Below are 17,890 nucleotides of genomic sequence, written 5' to 3'. Positions count from 1 at the left end.
AGGACAAGTCTTCCCGTTTGTGGAAAGCAATCGTTTAGTTTACCGCCTGCGTTTTGCCGGGAATCCATTGAGGGGCGGATGTCGTAAAATTAATTGTAAAAACACAACCGGGAAGCCGGCAGGGTGTCAATAACATTTCATTAGTAAAATACTTCCCTAAAACAGGTGTGCCACGTCTTTGAAACGTGGCACACCTGCCTTTATACTAAATTTGCGGATCTCTGTATTTCATTATCACATTATCACATTATCAAATTATCACCTTATCACATTAGCTAATTACTACTGCCAGCCGCCGCCGAGACTGCGGTACAACCTGACGAGGGAGAGGTAAATGTTCATCTTCTGTTCATTCAGCGCCAGTTCGGCTTCCAGTACATTCTTCTGGGCGGTGATCACTTCCAGATAGGTTGCATAACCGGTAAGGTACAATTCACGGGCAGAAGTTACTGCTGCGTTCAGTTCGCGTACCTCCTGCAACTTCAGTTCATGTGACTTTTTGTTATTTTCCACCGCATTCATATTGGTCACCACTTCACTGTAGGCATCGAGCAGTTTCTGCTGGTAATTATATACCGCCTCTTTGCTGGCGGCATTTGCAATAGTGAACTGCGCTTTTAACCGGCGTTGCTGAAAAAGCGGTGCGGTTAAACCACCGGCAATTCCATAGGCCAGGCTTCCGCCATTGAACAATAACGATGGTGTAAATGCATTGAACGCCACATAGGGGCTCAATACTAAGGAAGGCAGAAAAGCGGCGCGCGCGGCCTGCACATTTTCTTTCATCATCTCCAATTCAAATTCGGCCTGTTTAACATCGGGGCGCGCAGATAATAATGAAGCAGGCAAACCGGTTTCAATTGCTGTTGCCGGTGATGCCGGAAGAGCGGTGTCACGATCGATGTGTTTGGGATAACTGCCGGCGATGGCATTCAATTCATTTTCGATGCGAATGCGATCCTGCAGGATCCTGAACTCGATGCCGCGGGTGTTCAGCAACTGCGCCCTGAACTGTTGTACCGCCAGTTCATTGGCCCGGCCACCGGTCTTTTGCGCCTCTACAATTTCAAGCGCCCTTTGCTGCAAACCAATGTTCTTTCTTACGATCTTCAATTCTGTATCCAGGCCGAGTAATGTATAATACCCTTCTGCCAGTGTTGCCACCAGCGAGGTAATGAGCAGTTGTTTACCTTTTTCGGTTGCCAGCAATTCGGCCTGCGCCGCTTTTTTCAAATGGCGCAATTTGCCCCAGAGATCGATCTCCCAGTTACTGGTAAGACCTACAAACATATCGGTTGTAGGGCTTACGGGTATCTTCTGGTCTTTATTGATATTGGGCGAAAGATTGGTGTCGAAGTTGCCCACGCCATTCATCGTATAATCGCCGTACCTGTCGGCAGCAGCGGAAATTACGCCATTCACCGAAGGCAGAAAGGCGCCCTTTCTTTCCGATAACCGCGCATGCGCCGCGGCGATGCGTTGCAGCGCTATATTCAAATCGGTATTATCCTTTAAAGAGGTTGCTATAAAAGTATTCAGATGCGGATCGGAAAAGATATTGCGGAAAACCAGGTTGGCCGAATCGGCGGCGCCTGTTTTGTCAGCAAACTGCTGCGGCATCGGTTTTACCGCAGGCAGCGCTGACGGGGTCATTACCTTACAACCCGATACTACACTAAAAACCAAAAAAGCTGATCCCGTTATTACCTTTCCACTGATACGGGAGAATATATTTTTCATTAGTTGATATATAATTTAAAAAGTAACACCAGGGTGAGCAGCTCTGCAAGAGCGACCCACCGCTATCGTTTTGCTATCTCCTCATGATCTACCATATGTTCGGTCAACGGCTCTTCTTCATGGGGCCGCACATTCTTTTTACCTTTCTTCTTTGTACGGCGGTACATGAACAATCCGTACAGGCCGGGGATCAGGAAGATACCAAAGAGGGTACCTGCCAGCATGCCGCCTGCGGCCGCATTCCCGATAGAACGGTTACCCATAGCGCCTGCTCCATTGGCAATACACAACGGTATCAAACCGGCAATAAAGGCAAAGGAGGTCATGAGGATGGGACGCAGCCTCGATACCGCGCCTTCTCGTGCAGCTTCAATTACCCGCATACCGGCCCTGTGCCGCTGCACAGCTACTTCAACTATGAGGATCGCATTCTTCGCCAGCAAACCGATGAGCATGATCAATGCTACCTGGGCATAGATATTATTCTCCAACCCCATGGCCAGCAGCAGGGCAAATGCACCGGCAATACCGGCAGGTAATGAAAGAATAACCGCCAGCGGTAACAGGAAACTTTCATATTGCGCAGCCAGTAACAGGTATACAAACACCAGGCATACCGCAAAGATGTAAACGGCCTGGTTACCCGAAATGATCTGTTCACGGGTCATACCGCTCCATTCGTACGTATACCCTTTGGGCAATACGCTATCGGCCACCTGCTGAATGGCACTGATGGCCTGTCCGCTCGAGTAACCCGTTTCCGCATCTCCATTGATCATGGCGGCGGTGTACATATTATACCGGGTTATCTGCTCGGGGCCGAACACTTTTTCCATTCGTACGAAATTCGAGTACGGCACCATTTCGCCCTTGTCGTTTTTGACGTATAACTTCAACACGTCTTCGGGGTTGGCGCGGTATTCGGGCAATGCCTGCAGCATCACTTTGTACATTTGTTCAAAGCGAATGAAATTGGTTGCATAATAACTACCCAGCAGGGTTTGCAACGTATTCATCGCGTTCTCCACACTTACGCCCTGTTTGGCCGCCATTTCCTGGTCGATGTGCAACAGATATTGCGGAAAGTTGGGATCGAAACTGGTATTGGCGCCTGAAATGGCTTCATGATTTTTCAGCGTGGTCAGAAATTTATCCGACACTTCAGCCATCTCCTGCAAACCGGTATTGCGGTTCTTGTTCAATAACCTGAACTCAAAACCACCGGCATTACCAAAACCGGGCACGGTGGGCGGTTCAAAATATTCTATCACCGCATCGGCTATATGCGCGGTCTTTGCTTTTAATTGTTGTATGATCTGCTGAACGGTTTCTTCTCTTTCGTCCCAGGTTTTCAGGTTGATCATGGCCATGCCATAGGAAGCGCCGGTAACATCGCTCATCAAACTATAACCGGCCAGTGTACTGATATTATCGATGGTTTTTTCTTTTCCGATCGCTTTCTGTACCCTATCCAGTACTTCCTCAGTACGTTCTACGGTTGAACCGGGTGGCGTAGTAACGTTTACATAGATCATGCTCTGGTCCTCAGCCGGAATAAACCCTGATGGCAGGAATTTCGAAACGCCCCAGGTGGCCACGCAAAACAATACGAGTACGCCAAGGGTAAGCGCTTTGCGTTTCACCATATGCGTAACCATATGGCCATAACCTTTTTCCGTACGGTTGTACACGCGGTTGAACCCATTGAAGAAACGCTGTAACAGGTTCTTCTTTTTCTTAGCGCCATGATTATGCTTAAGCATCAGCGCGCACAATGCCGGCGTAAGCGTAAGGGCGTTGATACCAGAGATAACGATGCTCATGGCCAGTGTGAGCGAGAACTGCCGGTAGAACACGCCCACAGGGCCTGACAAAAATGCCACCGGCACAAATACGGCCGACATAACACCGGTGATGGCCACTATTGCGCCGCCTATTTCTTTCATGGCGGCAATGGTAGCTTCTGTTGCCGGTAAATTTTCTTCCTGCATTTTCACATGCACCGCTTCCACTACCACAATGGCGTTATCTACCACAATACCAATGGCCAGCACCAATGCAAACAGGGTTAACATGTTGATAGAAAAGCCAAGCATTTGCATAAAGGCCAGCGTTCCCACCAGTGCAACGGGTACGGCCAGCGCGGGGATGAGGGTAGAACGGAAATCCTGCAGGAAGATGAACACCACGATGAACACGAGAATGAACGCCTCCATTAAAGTACGCAGTACTTCATGGATACTGGCATCGAGGAAACGCGATACATCGTAAGCGTAGTTATAGGTCATTCCGGGCGGAAAACTGGTCTCTTTCAGTTCCGCCATTTTCGTTTTAATGGTTTCGATCACCTCACTTGCATTTGAACCCGGGCGTTGCTTGATCATGATGGATGCAGAGGGACGGCCATCTGTCTTCGATACCATGTCGTAACTCACCGTACCAAACTCCACATCGGCAATATCTCTCAATCGCAACAAAGAACCGTCTTCATTGGCGCGCAGGATCACATTGCGGTATTGTTCGGGCGTATTGAACTTGCCGGTATATTTCAGGATGTATTGCTTTGCCTGTTTATCCTTACCTGAATTGTCGCCGGTTGAACCGGGCGCCGCTTCAATATTCTGACGGCGTAACCCTGCTATTATTTCGTCGGTTGAGATATTGTAGGCCAATAATTTATCGGGCTTTAACCAAACGCGCATGGAATAATCGCGCGAACCCATGATATCAACGAGACCTACTCCATTAATGCGTTTTAATTCATGGAGAATATTAATATCGGTAAAATTATAAATGAACTCTTCGTCTGCCGTACTGTCGTTGCTCATAATATTGAGGTACAGCAGCATGGAGTTCACTTCTTTTTCTGCCGTAACACCGGCCTTGATCACCTCTTCGGGCAATTCGTCCAACACGGTTATTACACGGTTCTGTACATTCACCGCCGCCTGGTCGGGGTCGGTGCCTACTTCGAAGAAAACCTGAATAAGCGTAACACCGTTGTTACTGCTTACAGAGCTCATATAGGTCATGCCGGGCACACCGTTGATGGCGCGCTCGAGCGGTACGGCTACCGCTTTTGTACATACATCGGCATTGGCGCCATTGTACGTGGCCGTTACCACTACCGAGGGTGGTACTATATCGGGGAACTGGGTTACGGGTAAAGTAAATAAGGCGAGAACGCCCAGTAAGAGTATAACCAAAGAGATCACCAACGACAACACCGGTCGTCTTATAAAAGTCTCAAACATGCTATCCGGTTTTTTTTACTGCTTTTTAATTGTTGTTAAATAAGGATCAGATTGCTTTTCGCAACAATCAGTCTGCAGTCAAAACGCTTTCACTACTTAACATACGGGGTTTAACCGGACTGCCTTCTTTTATATTTTGTACGCCTTCATATACAATGCGATCGCCTTCATCGAGACCCGATTTCACCAAAATGAAATCATCGATGCGGGCTTCGGGCATAAAACTTTTCATGCTTACTTTCTGTTCTTCGTCTACAACAAATACATAATTACGGTCCTGGATCTCCAGCACACATCTCGATGGTATGATGAGGGCATTTGAAATGGGCGTTGTAAGTACGATGTTTCCGCTGGCGCCATGCTTAAGTACACCCGATGGATTGGGAAATGCTGCGCGGAATGCGATAGAGCCGGTTTCCTTGTCGAACTCGCCTTCCATCGTTTCAATTCTGCCGCGATGTTTGTAGGTAGTTCCGTCGGCCAGCACCAACGTGGCGGGTTGTTTGGCGTCTCTGGCTTTCTTATTATTTACATAACTCAGATATTCCTGTTCAGACACTTTAAAATATACGTGCATGGCTTTATTGTCCGACACGGTGGTCAACAGAGTTCCTTCATTAACAAGGCTTCCTAATTTATGCGGTATGCGGTCGATGATGCCATCGAACGGCGCCCGTATAGCTGTATAAGATAAACTGATGTTTGCTTTTTCTTCCCTTGCGCGGGCTTCGTCAACCTTTGCTTTTGCAGCAGCCAGCTTTGCATTTGCCAGTTCCAGTTCAGTGCCTGTCACGATCTTTTTATCTACAAGCGACTGTACCCGGCGCAATTCCACTTCAGCGCTTTTCACTTCTGCCACTGCACTGGCCAATGCGGCCTTTGCTTCAGTTACCTGCACCTTGAACTCGGCATCGTTGAGGCGGAACATCAACTGGCCTTTCCTTACAATCTGGCCTTCATCAACCAGTATGTCTTCGAGGAAACCAGAGGCTTTTGCCCTCAACTCAACGTTCTGACGGGCATTGATATTTGCCACATACGAGCGGTTAAGCGTAGTATCCCTGCTTTTCAATTCAAATACAGGCACTTCCACATCTGCATTTTTCTTTTCTGTATTTCCTTTTACGGCACATCCTGTTAACCAGACTATCGACAAAATATTCAAGGCTGCTAAAGCTTTCATCTCTTTATACATTTATTTAATATTTAATAGGAAGGGATAAGCAAATATTTCCCTGCCAAACCTGTTTTTGGAGCAAGCAATTTCCTGTTATAATTATCATTATCGCAAGCAGAGAAAGAAACGGTATTACAAGGGTCAGAATGGAGTAAGCCTGAAAAGAAAGAGATAATAAAAGGGGGGAAGATGGGCACATTTCCTGGCATACGATACCGGTAATTTTGCGGGATCGATAGTACTAACCGGTTTGCCTATATCATTGTAGCTGTTGCGGAATAATGTTTCTGCACGGAATCGTAACCGTAGAAACGATTGCTTCTTGCGGGTGTCATAAGTACAATTAACCTGCTCATCATCACCGGATACAAAATTATGACCACCCGGGGTGTTGGCAAATAATGTGTTGTATCCTGCATGCCATTGCGTACGCAGACCCGGATCGGCCATCGCCAGAAGGCCGAACAATAAATAAACGATGAATTGAAGAAAGTATTTCTTGATCACAATCACGATTTATTTTCAGGATGAACTGTACACACTAACTATAGTTACAGATTGATTTATCATTAAAACGGTTGCAATCAATCCTTATTATTCATTATTTTTTTATTGTGGTTAAGTATATGCAAAATTGTGATGTAAAATTACCTGCTGATCAGTTGAGCATTTAACACTAATGAATTTCTAATATCATTCTAATAAATTTTAAATATTGCTTTAACCATATCCCTGTGAAGAAACCGTGACACGATAAAAAAAGCCCCCCGAAATTATCGGGAGGCCTTCCGGAGTTTCTGGTTCCCGTGTCTCCTGACTTACATCGGGAACAAAAAAATGTAAAGGGGACGGGATATTGGATCTTGGTTTTTCAGGATACCGGACCGGATACTGGATTCAGGATACTGGATTTCGGATATTGGATATTGATTTTTTGCCGGTGCGCCACACATTGAAAGTGTGGCAACACCGGTTTGGATATTGGATCTTATTAATAAATTATGGTCTTGTATATAACAGGGTGCCGAAACCAAGCTGATCGAAACCACCGCTGTTTGAACCGTAATCGCCGCCGCCGCCTTCAGGAAAACTCCTGTTTACAGCTATGAGGGTATAAGGAGCAGCCGGAATACCTTTGCGCTTCACATAGTGGTTATAGATCATGGTATAGATGGGCCTGAGATCGCCTCTTTCTTCTTCGCTTGGCGCGGTATGCATTATTGTAGTATCACAATCTTTGTATGCATACTCTTTCCAGGGAACATCTTCACGGGCAATATTGTATTTGGCATTATACTCCGATGCTTTTAAAACCATATTATCACCAAAGCCATAAAAATCATCGCCCTGGTGCCAGGCTATTTCGCAGATGGTGCCTAACATAGCCATTACCAGTGTAGCGTGTCCCTGGTCGCGGCCGCTTTCCTGCAATTGCGCCAGGCCCTGGTCTTTATGCACGTAATAGATCGCCTTCCTGATATTTCCGTTACCGGCGCCGCGTTGAAAATAATTCACCGCTTCATTGTACAGGGTACGGTTATCGGTTAAAATTCCGATGGCCATCACTGAAGCTATATTACCTAAATCCCAGTTAGCCCAGTAGTGATCGATACACGCACCATTATGTGTTGTAAGGAATGAATGGTTCTTGGGATAAAAAACATCCAGCATCCATTGCTGGTATTTTTTGAAATCCTCCGGCTTCCAGTTGGCATAATCGCGCAACAGTTCACCGGCCAGTGCAAACTGGTAACCGTAGAAACCGGCAGCCAGGAATACGTTGGGGTCGCCGCTCAATTTTTTACAGGTGGCAGCCCAGGCGTTGAGGATCTGAATGGCCTTCCCGGCATATGCATCATTGCCTTCGATCTTCCAGCGAAGCCCTAACTGGTAAGCGGCCGCTACGTCATTGAAAGCGCGCGAATAGTTATCGGCATCGGGCTCTTCGCGGCTTTTTCCGCCGCGCACCAGTTTTTCAACCGGGTTGGGCGAATAAGAAAGCTGAGCATGCGAATTAGCTATCAGTTTATTGTAACCGGCAATGATGTCTGTATTATTTGCAAGCAGCGCCGCTTTGATACGGTCAAAATCTTCCTTCACATTCAATCCGCCGGGATGTTTCAACGCATTACCAGCAGCCAGCGTATCAATATATTTTACGGCGCCCACTATGCCAGTGGTATCATATAATTCATCATATTCTTCACCGCCTTTCTTCGAGCAGTATATGGCCGATACGCTCAATACGATGGCCAGTATAGAAAAACCTGCGATTCGTTTCATAGTAATTTGGAGCTTTTGAATATTGGTGTACGTTCCTATTTTTTATAAAAGTCAGTATAGATCTGGTCTCCGCTCAATGCCTGGTTATATACACGGAAATTATCCATTAAGCCGGCATAGTTTGTTTCGGTACCAGAACCGTATGCATAACCACCAATACGGGCATTGTTAATGGTCATCAGGAAAGGATCTGCGTCGTTTCTTGAAAGGTTTTTCGACCCGATCTCAACGCCATCCATATAGATCTTCATAAACTGATTAGTGAAAGAATATACGATGGCCACGTGTTTCCATACGGTTGGCGGCACTACATTGGAACCGCCTAAATAATCTTCGTAGTTTTCGGTTGCACCAGTTCCCGGATTCCTTACTTTTTTCTCTAACAGGAAACGTGTCACTATTTTTTGTTGTGTACCATTCCAGTTATTTGTTCCGGAACCCATTCTGTTTAAAAAGCAAAACCGTGTGCCGCGGGCTTCACCAAATTCAAAGATGGGGTCGGGATAAATGTTTCTACCCGCATCCCATTTTACCCAACAGGTAACGGAGAAGTCTCTTTGCCGGAATACTGTCGCAGGTATTGAAACAGAGCCCGAGCTGTTCCATGAAGTGGGTGTAAAACCGGGGAATCGCACTGCCATGCCACGTTTTCCTTCTTCGTAAGTAAGATCCGCTGCCGTACCCTTATTATAGGTGGCTGCAACACCGCTTATTTTGTCGACCAGGTCGCTTTCAAAATCCAGCGCATAAACAGGTGTTGGAGTAGCGACAAGAATTCCAAAATCGGGCCCGGTTATATTGAAATTATTTATGGTAACGTGCAGCTTGCCGGGCACAAAACCGGCAGGTACTGTAACACTAACCAATGAATCTTCAACTGAATTAACGGTAGCTGGTGTATTATTGAAGTTAACGTTCACTTTGGTAGCATCGGTACCGAAATGGGCGCCTGAGATCAGGATCACATCACCCGGTACACCGGCAGACTCGCTCACTGAAGTAATTACCGGGTTGGGCATTACTTTAAAACTGGCGACAGAGTCTATCGAGTGCGTCCAAACATGCAAACTTACTTTACCGGAAACGGCATCGGCCGGTACTCTTGCAACGATCTTTTCATCTTCACAGCTGAGGATGGTATCGGCCTGAATACCGCCAAAAAATACTTTAACGGCCTGTTTATAATCGCCAAACCGGGCGCCGGTGATGGTTACATCGGCATAACCGGCATAACCCGCATCGGGGAATATCGCTTTCGGTTCCGGTGCAGGGTAAGAATATGACTTAATATCGGGGCCCTTGGTGCAACCCACATAAGCTGCAGCCACAGCAAGTATGGCTGTAATGAACTGAATATTTTTTACTGGAAACTTCATATATATGGATTTAAACAGATGCTCAAATGGTAATCATAAACGGCAATAGACAATCGACAGTCAATTTGCTATCTCCCGATTGGATAGGAGCACAAATTGTTATTTGCTCCTCTCTCTGTCAATTGCCTATTGCCTGTTACTTAGTATTCATTGTTCTGAACCAGGTTGGGGTTCAACCGGATCTGACGCAATGGCAACGGGTATAAATAATGTTTTCTTTTGAAATTCCGGTTGGCTGATGCATCTATGAGGATCGCCTTCACATCGCCCGCGGGCGTATTTACCACCGTTTCACTAACACCGCCTTTTTCATAGTTGCGGGGAATGTACAGCGCGGTAGCGTTGCCGGCAGCATCCCTGAATTCAGTGGGGTAAGAAGCATCGCCTACCACCATACCGCAGATATGCTGGTTCAGGCTGTACTCTGCAATGCCCCAGCGTTTCAGATCATCGAAGCGGGTGCATTCGCCGAACAGTTCAACCGTTCTCTCTCTCCTGATCTCTTCCAGCATGTCGAGGCCATTGGTGCTTACCAGCGCATTGGTAAGCGGGGCCACACCGGCTCTTGCCCTTAACAGGTTGATCGTACTATTGAGGTCTGCATCGCTGATGGCGCCATCCTTTTCATACAGTGCTTCAGCAAGGATCAGGTATACTTCGGCCAGGCGTATCTGTGGATAGTCCTGCGACTCCTGGTTATCGGCACGGTATGTTGGATACCTGTAGGCGGCAAATTTATAATTGGTATAACCCAGTTTTCCGTCGAGTTTGACAGATCCTTTTGCCGGGATGCCTGCCGATCCGCCAAGTACATGACCTAACAAACGATAATCCCTGTTCTGGTATTCTTTCGATACCTCGTCATAACCGAGGAACATCGATGATTTATGAATGGGCAACCCGTCGGTACACACATACATATCCATCATCTTGCGGTTAGGCAACTGGTAGGTTTGCATGGTTCGTGAAAGGTTGATGCCGCCGGGACGCAGGTTCAGATCGTACATGCTTTTCAGGATAAACTCGTTGTTGGAAGTTTTATCGAGCCCTGAAGGGTTTGAACCGGTACCATCGATACAGAACAGGTAATAAGAGCTACGGTTGCCTAACGAACTGTTGTAGTTCCATAATTTATAACCGCCTTTCGTAATCACATTTTTTGCCCGGGCGATCGCTTCTGTCAGGAACTGGTTTACCTGATCACCGGCGGGGCCTTCAGACCCTTTGAAATCGGTTGATGTCCCTGTGTATTTACGCCAGGTTGCTTCGTATAACAATACGCGTGCTTTAAATGCTTCGGCGGCCCATTTGCTTACATGGCCTTTTTCCGTTGTAGGAATTGCCTGTTCAGTTGGAAGGCCTTCGATGGCTTCGTTCAGGTCGGCCAGGATGTGGTCAACAACCTGGTAACGGCTGTTACGGGGGGCCGACAATTCCGCGCCTTCAATATCGGGCACGGTTGTGATCAACGGCACGCCGCCAAAGCGTTTCAACAGGAAGAAATAATGCCAGGCCCTGAAAAATTTTGAGGCGGCTATGTATTGTTTTATCTCCTCTTTTTTACCGGAATAGTTTTCCGCCTTTTGTAAAACGATATTGATAGCGCGGATATATGCATAGGCGTTGTCCCAGTACTTATCGTCGGTGGGCACAGTTATGGCGCCGCGGCCATAACTGGTCTGAACCCCTTCGTTAACATTTGCCGAAATGTCGGAACCGAAGTCCATAAAATCATAAATGCTGCTACCGTCGATCTTTTCCCAACTGATCATTTTCTCATAGAAATCATTGGTAGCGTATTTAAACTGCACCGGGGTGGTAAAATAGGATGATTCGTTCAATCTGTCGAGGGGCTTCAGATCGAGAAAATTTTTCTGACACGAAACGGCGCCGGTAAGCATGGCGCCAATAACCGCCGGAATAATGAAGTTCTTCATGTAGAGTTTTTTTCGCTATTCAGATATTAGATTATAAACCGAGATTAACACCGAACGACCAGGTTCTCATGAACGGGTAACCGTTTAACTGCGAATCAGCGCCCTGCTCAGGATCGAACCCGTCTTTTACAGAGGTTATTTCGAACAGGTCGTTGCCTGAGAAATAGATCCTTACTCTTTCCAGCTTCACTCTCGAGATCAGTGATTGGGGCAGGGTATAACCTACTATCAACGCTTTCATGCGGATATAACGGTTGTTCTGCAACATGAAATCGTTGTGCAGGTAATTCCATTTTGAACGTACTTTGTTTACGGTTAACCTTGGATATTTTGCGCCTGGGTTTTCAGGTGTCCAGGTTTTTCCGAGGAATGAAGTGTTCTGGTTGGTGTACCCTGCGTAGAAAGGATAGGCCAGCGCACCGGTACGCTCGATATATTGTTCGCCTACCCCTTGCAGGAATGCGCTGAAGTCAATGTTCTTCCAGCCGGCGCCAAGGGTAATTCCGAATGTATAATGCGGAGAAGCATCGCCCATGAACTTCACATCGTTCTGATCGATAACGCCATTGCCATCCACATCACGCTTCCTGGTATCACCGGCCCGCAGTCTTTCATCGTTACTTACCGCAGGAATTTCGCCCTGCGCCAAAGCGGTATACCTGTTGTAATACAGATCAACTTCTTTTTCGTCTTTCAGAAAACCTCTTGTGTGGTACATGAACCATGAGTTCAGGGGATAACCTTCTTTTGCGGCTACCATACCGGGGTTTGAAGTAGCGGCGCCGTATAATTTCACCAGCTCGTTGCGGCTGTCAGAAACGTTCACCGACACATTATAGCTGAAATCGCCGATCTTATCGCGCCAGCCTGCCATCGCTTCCCAACCGTGCACATCGAGCACACCGTTATTTGTTTGCGGTGCATCTCCACCCAGTACAGATGGATAGATCACCTGCACCATCATACCGTCGTTTCTTTTCCTGTAATAATCGAAACGGGCGTTTAAGCGGTTACGGTACATGATGAGGTCAAAACCTACGTTCATCATTTTCACGCGCTCCCAGGTACGGTCAACGCTGGTAAGGCCATTACGGTTCAACCGGATAACGGTCTGGTTGCCGGCCGTGCTTCCGAATACGGTATTGCCCATTACGATGTCGGAGATATAATCATATTCCGAGATGTTGACGTTGTTTCCCATGATACCATAACCACCGCGGATCTTCAGGTAGTTGAGATCGACGATATCGAGGTCTCTGAGGAACTGCTCATTGGTTATTACCCAACCGGCAGATACATCATAGAAATTCGACCATTTATGGCCGGGTGCAAACCGGGAAGAACCATCACGGCGGCCCAGTATTTCAACCAGGTATTTTCCCCTGAATGCATAATTTATTCTGCCGATATAGGAATACATCCCCCACTGGTTGCGGCCGCCTCTTCCTTCTACGTAGTCGGCAGGCGCAACGTTCAGGTCATAAACCCCGTCGTTGCCGATGTTGGTACGATAGGCATATAATCCCTTGCTATCGTTCTTTTCGGCATTGATACCACCCATAGCGGTGATACGGTGGCCACCAAACGATTTGGTATACCGTAACAAACCGGTATAGTTCTGGTATAAAGTGTTCTGTGTTTCGGCCCTGATATCCGATTCGGGATTTATTTTCTCAGAAGCCGACTCTCCTGTCCATGTGTACATGGGAACAGTGAGGTGGTAATTATCCATACGGTACTGGTTCACCTGGAATGAAGCGGTTCCTTCCAGTTCAAGTCCTTTGTAAATTTCGGCGGTACCTTTTAAGTCGATGCGTAGCAGGTCATTCGCCCTGATATCACGCCCGCCATCGGTTGTAGCAGCCGTACTGTTCCGGTTACCGGCCGAATTGAAGTTGGCATACCACTGGCCAAACGGGTTTTTAGCCGGGAAGAACGGCGGATCATAACCGATGAGTTCGAAACGCATACCGCTCGAAGGCGAAGAAGTAACATCGCGCTGATAAGAAAGACCGGTTTGCAGTTTCACTTTTTGGGCCAGTTTATAGTCGTAATTCAGGCGCAGGTTGTATTGTTTGTTACCATCATAGGCGGTTGCCAGCGGTGCGCGGTTATCGGCATAACCTGCAGATAAACGGTAAGCGGTTTTATCGGTTGATCCCGAAATGCTGAGGCCATGTTGTTGTGAAAGACGGGGAGAGAACAATTCATCGAAACGGTCGGCGTTACCAATGAATACATCGCCCCATTTGGAGGTTGAATAAATTCCTTCCACACCGGCTTTCATTTTTTCGAGGTTCTCTATCGACTGCCATCCCCAGTAATCAGGTGTGATCTCCTGCTTATTGGCCTCGATCCATAAAGCAGCATAATTCTGCATCGAGGTGGTGGGCGTTCTTATCCCCATGGTATTGATACGCGCATTATAATTATAGTCGATCCGCGTTTTTCCTTTACCGCGTTTGGTGGTTACCATTATTACACCGTTGGCGGCTCTCGACCCGAAGATGGCGGCCATACCGTCTTTCAACACGTTCACCGATTCAATATCATCGGGGTTCATGGTGAAGAAGGCATTGGTGTTTGCTACGGGAATACCGTCGATAACGATCAACGGCTGTCCGCCGTTTATAGAAGTGACGCCACGGATCTGCAGGTTCAACGCTTCATTACCGGGGCGGGTTGACGTTCTTGTAATAACCAAACCGGGTGTGCTACCCTGTAATGCCAGTGCGGGGTTGGTTACCGCCCTGCTTTCAAATACTTTGTTGGTTACAGGTTCCAACGCACCGGTTACCGTTGCTTTTTTGGAAGTACCGTAACCCACCACCACCTGTTCTTCCATGGGCGATTGCGTGGTGGTCAATTTTATTTCAAGCTCGGTTTTGTCGCCAACAACCACCAGTTTATCGTCGAAACCAACATAGGAAATCACCAGCACCGACTGCGGGCCTTCAACCATCAGCACAAATGAACCGTCGGCTTTTGTGATCGCTGCATTTAATTTTCCTTTCTCTGCAACGTTGGCGTTGGCCAGCGGCTGACCGTTCTCGGCCAAAATGCGACCGGTAATTTTAATGGGCGGGGCTATTATTTTTATGGGGTTCTGTATAACAACATTCGTGGGTGCAGTATGGGTAGAAGTGGTTGGCGGCGCCGGAGAAGAGAACACCACTTCTTTTACTACAACAATGTTGTTATTGATAATGGTATAGGATAGCGGCTGGCCTTTGAAGCAAATGTCGAGCACCTGCGGAACGGAAGCGTTCTTCACGTTCAGGTTAACCGGACCGGCTTTTTGCAACAGCACTTCCCGGTAAACAAACGTATATCCTGCCTGTTTTTTGATCTCCTTAAAGACCTGCTTTAAGGGAATGTCCTTCCCGGAGAGTGTAACCTTTTGAGAATACACTACGCCTGCCGAGAGGTTGAAACAGGTAAACAGTAGAAAAATGAACAGGTAATTCATTACGATCAGTTCTTTACGCCCCACCTTTATTTTCGCCAAATAGCGGTGGAGGCAATGAATTAAATACATAAATTTGGATTTAGCCCCCCGGTTTCACTGACCGGGGTGGTCTTGGGTTAAACAATAAGGATATCAGCATCTGCATTGCATTAACCTGAATTTTTACAAACCGCACCGATCGCCTTCGGGGCGGTTTTTTATTCAGGCCAATGAAAAAACCTTCATTCAGCCAAATACACTTTATGATAGGGCATACCGATCCCTGGTCAATCCGCAAAGCGGATTAAACAATCGTCAATGCACTGGTTAAACACACCGTCAATTATTCCGGAAGACCTCTTTATAAGAATCGTCGGGTAGCTGCCGGCAAGAAATGGTTGCAGCCGAAAGAGAATGATAAATTGCAGCGTTTGTACCGCCCGACAGGGTACGGGCTCCACGACAGGCATGGAGCCATGATCCATAGGTTATTAATTGTCCGCGTTTACAGTAGACGCGGATGGCCTCAAACAGGATATGCATATTATAGGGGTTATTTAACAATGATCTTTTTACCCTGGATGGTGAACTTCGCACTTCCCGATTCATTCAAAACTTTCAGTACATCCGACAACCGGGTGTTCCTTGAAATTTCAACAAACAAGGGATCATTTTTCACGGTGGTTCCTTCATATTCAACCTCTACATCGTACCACCTTGCAAGCTGTCGCATTACTGTTCTTATATCGGCGTTCTCAAAATGGAACAGGCCGTTCTTCCATGCTACCACATTATCTACATCCGGTGAATGGTCAATGGTCAATGGTGAATGGGCGCCTGCCAATACAGCCTGCTCACCGGGTTTCAAGACAACTGAACGTTCAGCATTTTTTGTCAAATGCCGGTTGTCGATTGCCGGTTGGCTTATTCTCACCTTTCCTTCGAGCAATGTTGTTTTAATGGCTCTTTCGTCACTGTAGGCATTTACGTTAAAATTCGTTCCCAACACTTCTATCTGGCCGCTCTGGCCCCCCTTTACTCCCCCGGCGGGAGGGAGATCAACTATGAAGGGCACGTGAACTCCCGAAGGCAGCTGCTTTTTGACCACTTCAAAATAAGCTTCGCCGGTTATCTGTACCCTTCTTTCATTTCCTGCAAATGCAATAGGATAATGAATAGAAGAGGCTGCATTCAACCATACTTTGGAACCGTCGGGTAATACAAGCCGGTATTGTCCGCTGCGGGGTGTGGTTAGTGTATTATAAACCAACGGCCCGTTCTCCCTATCGCCTTCCTGTTCATACAACAACTGCCCGTCGGCGGGTTTCATCACTTTGGCATTACCCTGTTCCGCTATCACTCCGTTCAACGCATCATCGAGAACAATGGTTGAACCGTTCGATAAAGTAAGAACTGCTTTGTTGCTGCCGGGCTCCACATCGTTCTTTAACGTTTGTTCTTTTTTCGCAAGCAGGGCCGCCTGTTTTTTGGTATGCAGGTAATACACCGCGCCGGTCAATAATACCAGCATGGCAGCTGCAACCCACCAGGTCCTGGCGGCAGTATGCATCCGGCGTACCGGTACATACGGGATCTCATCGTCAGTCATGTTCTGCAACAACCGGTTTTCAATGGCAGCCTGCATTGATTCACGTTCTCCTTCCTCCCATTCAAGGGCTCCCGTTTCGATCAATTCATTGTACCATGCTTCTACAAGCTGTTTCTCAACATCTGAACAATCTCCGCTACTGTATCTTTTTAAAAGGTCAGTTGCCAATGTTTCATTCATAATTCAAGCATATAAAAATTCGGGCAACGTATATACTGTCCGGCAAATGCAACCGAGGGGGTAAAAAAAACAGAATTTTTTTTTGAGCCAGGGTTCGAACGTAATTATACTTTACCCTGTTCTGGTAATTTACCCATAACCATATGGCAGATCAGTTACAAATATATGAGGCGTAAATTGCAGCAATCCTGAACAGGAACGGGAATAGTCAGTCGCTTTACTTCAACCATTGAATAAGCAGGAACGCAAATGTTGTGGCGTTATGCCTGATGGCTGTTTTAATAATTTGTAAAGCATGTTGAATATGCTTTTTCACTGTTTCGTCTGAAATGCCCAAACGACCGGCAATTTCTTTATGGCTAAGATGATGCTGCCGGCTGAGCTGGTATACTTCACGCATTTTATGCGGCATTTGTTCCACGGCAGATCGTATTACGTTTTGCAGCTCCTTTATTTGCAGTTGGGATTCTACATCGGGCGGCTGATAGTTGACAAGCACTTCCGTTAACAGGATAAGGTAATCGCGGCGGGTAATATTTTTTTCAATGTATTTAATGACACTGTACCGCACGCTTGTTTGTAAATAGGCGGCCAGCGAACCGGTAATATTAAGATCATGCCGGCGGTTCCAGATCGATAAAAAGATATCCTGAACCAGGTCGGCCGCATCTGTTTTTGAACGAAGCGCCCTTGCTGCCGATGTAAACAATGGCTGCCAGTAACGGCGATAGAGCATGGTAAATGCATCTTTATCGCCATCGGCTACAAGATCGAGAAGTGTTTCATCAGTATAGATTATTGTCGCTTCCAAATAAGGATTACTACTTAGGGCGGTAAAAGTAATACAAAAACTTATAAATGATAACCCATGCTGCGGCTTTGTAAT

Annotated in this window: 10 protein-coding genes; all 10 read right to left on the bottom strand. The window is 46.8% G+C overall.

Features of this window, described 5'->3' with window-relative positions; genetic code table 11:
• Nucleotides 1–282 precede the first annotated feature (282 nt).
• Nucleotides 283–1,740 carry a TolC family protein gene (locus tag A4R26_RS25875; protein ID WP_081169426.1) on the bottom strand — a complete coding sequence of 486 codons (1,458 nt, stop codon included), beginning with the start codon at nt 1,738–1,740 and terminating at the stop codon, nt 283–285.
• A gap of 62 nt (nt 1,741–1,802) precedes the next feature.
• Nucleotides 1,803–4,994: an efflux RND transporter permease subunit gene (locus tag A4R26_RS25870; RefSeq protein WP_081169425.1), complete on the bottom strand. Its 3,192-nt coding sequence runs from the start codon at nt 4,992–4,994 to the stop codon at nt 1,803–1,805.
• 67 nt (nt 4,995–5,061) lie between these two features.
• Nucleotides 5,062–6,177: an efflux RND transporter periplasmic adaptor subunit gene (locus tag A4R26_RS25865; protein WP_081169636.1), complete on the bottom strand. Its 1,116-nt coding sequence runs from the start codon at nt 6,175–6,177 to the stop codon at nt 5,062–5,064.
• Between the two features lie 135 nt (nt 6,178–6,312).
• Nucleotides 6,313–6,678 carry a hypothetical protein gene (locus A4R26_RS25860; RefSeq protein ID WP_133054780.1) on the bottom strand — a complete coding sequence of 122 codons (366 nt, stop codon included), beginning with the start codon at nt 6,676–6,678 and terminating at the stop codon, nt 6,313–6,315.
• Between the two features lie 492 nt (nt 6,679–7,170).
• Nucleotides 7,171–8,454: an alginate lyase family protein gene (locus tag A4R26_RS25855; RefSeq protein ID WP_081169423.1), complete on the bottom strand. Its 1,284-nt coding sequence runs from the start codon at nt 8,452–8,454 to the stop codon at nt 7,171–7,173.
• A gap of 35 nt (nt 8,455–8,489) precedes the next feature.
• Nucleotides 8,490–9,830 carry an IPT/TIG domain-containing protein gene (locus tag A4R26_RS25850; protein ID WP_081169422.1) on the bottom strand — a complete coding sequence of 447 codons (1,341 nt, stop codon included), beginning with the start codon at nt 9,828–9,830 and terminating at the stop codon, nt 8,490–8,492.
• A gap of 140 nt (nt 9,831–9,970) precedes the next feature.
• Nucleotides 9,971–11,767, bottom strand: coding sequence for a RagB/SusD family nutrient uptake outer membrane protein (locus A4R26_RS25845; RefSeq protein WP_081169421.1), 1,797 nt, complete (start codon nt 11,765–11,767; stop codon nt 9,971–9,973).
• A 31-nt stretch (nt 11,768–11,798) separates the two neighbouring features.
• Nucleotides 11,799–15,305 carry a TonB-dependent receptor gene (locus A4R26_RS25840; RefSeq protein WP_081169420.1) on the bottom strand — a complete coding sequence of 1,169 codons (3,507 nt, stop codon included), beginning with the start codon at nt 15,303–15,305 and terminating at the stop codon, nt 11,799–11,801.
• A gap of 463 nt (nt 15,306–15,768) precedes the next feature.
• Nucleotides 15,769–17,004, bottom strand: coding sequence for a FecR family protein (locus A4R26_RS25835; protein ID WP_081169419.1), 1,236 nt, complete (start codon nt 17,002–17,004; stop codon nt 15,769–15,771).
• A gap of 217 nt (nt 17,005–17,221) precedes the next feature.
• Complete coding sequence (locus A4R26_RS25830) at nt 17,222–17,815, bottom strand: RNA polymerase sigma factor (protein WP_165760416.1); 594 nt, start codon at nt 17,813–17,815, stop codon at nt 17,222–17,224.
• Nucleotides 17,816–17,890 lie beyond the last annotated feature (75 nt).

Origin of the sequence: Niastella populi (assembly GCF_002078015.1) — a bacterium.
Lineage (GTDB): Bacteria > Bacteroidota > Bacteroidia > Chitinophagales > Chitinophagaceae > Niastella > Niastella populi.
Note: the sequence above shows the minus strand (reverse complement) of the source record. Positions and strands in the feature narration are given on the sequence as shown.

Excerpts from the sequence above, each read along its gene's own strand:
- A4R26_RS25875 (WP_081169426.1), bottom strand. The coding sequence starts at position 1,740 with ATGAAAAATATATTCTCCCGTATCAGTGGAAAGGTAATAACGGGATCA.
- A4R26_RS25870 (WP_081169425.1), bottom strand. The coding sequence starts at position 4,994 with ATGTTTGAGACTTTTATAAGACGACCGGTGTTGTCGTTGGTGATCTCT.
- A4R26_RS25865 (WP_081169636.1), bottom strand. The coding sequence starts at position 6,177 with ATGAAAGCTTTAGCAGCCTTGAATATTTTGTCGATAGTCTGGTTAACA.
- A4R26_RS25855 (WP_081169423.1), bottom strand. The coding sequence starts at position 8,454 with ATGAAACGAATCGCAGGTTTTTCTATACTGGCCATCGTATTGAGCGTA.
- A4R26_RS25850 (WP_081169422.1), bottom strand. The coding sequence starts at position 9,830 with ATGAAGTTTCCAGTAAAAAATATTCAGTTCATTACAGCCATACTTGCT.
- A4R26_RS25845 (WP_081169421.1), bottom strand. The coding sequence starts at position 11,767 with ATGAAGAACTTCATTATTCCGGCGGTTATTGGCGCCATGCTTACCGGC.
- A4R26_RS25840 (WP_081169420.1), bottom strand. The coding sequence starts at position 15,305 with ATGTATTTAATTCATTGCCTCCACCGCTATTTGGCGAAAATAAAGGTG.
- A4R26_RS25835 (WP_081169419.1), bottom strand. The coding sequence starts at position 17,004 with ATGAATGAAACATTGGCAACTGACCTTTTAAAAAGATACAGTAGCGGA.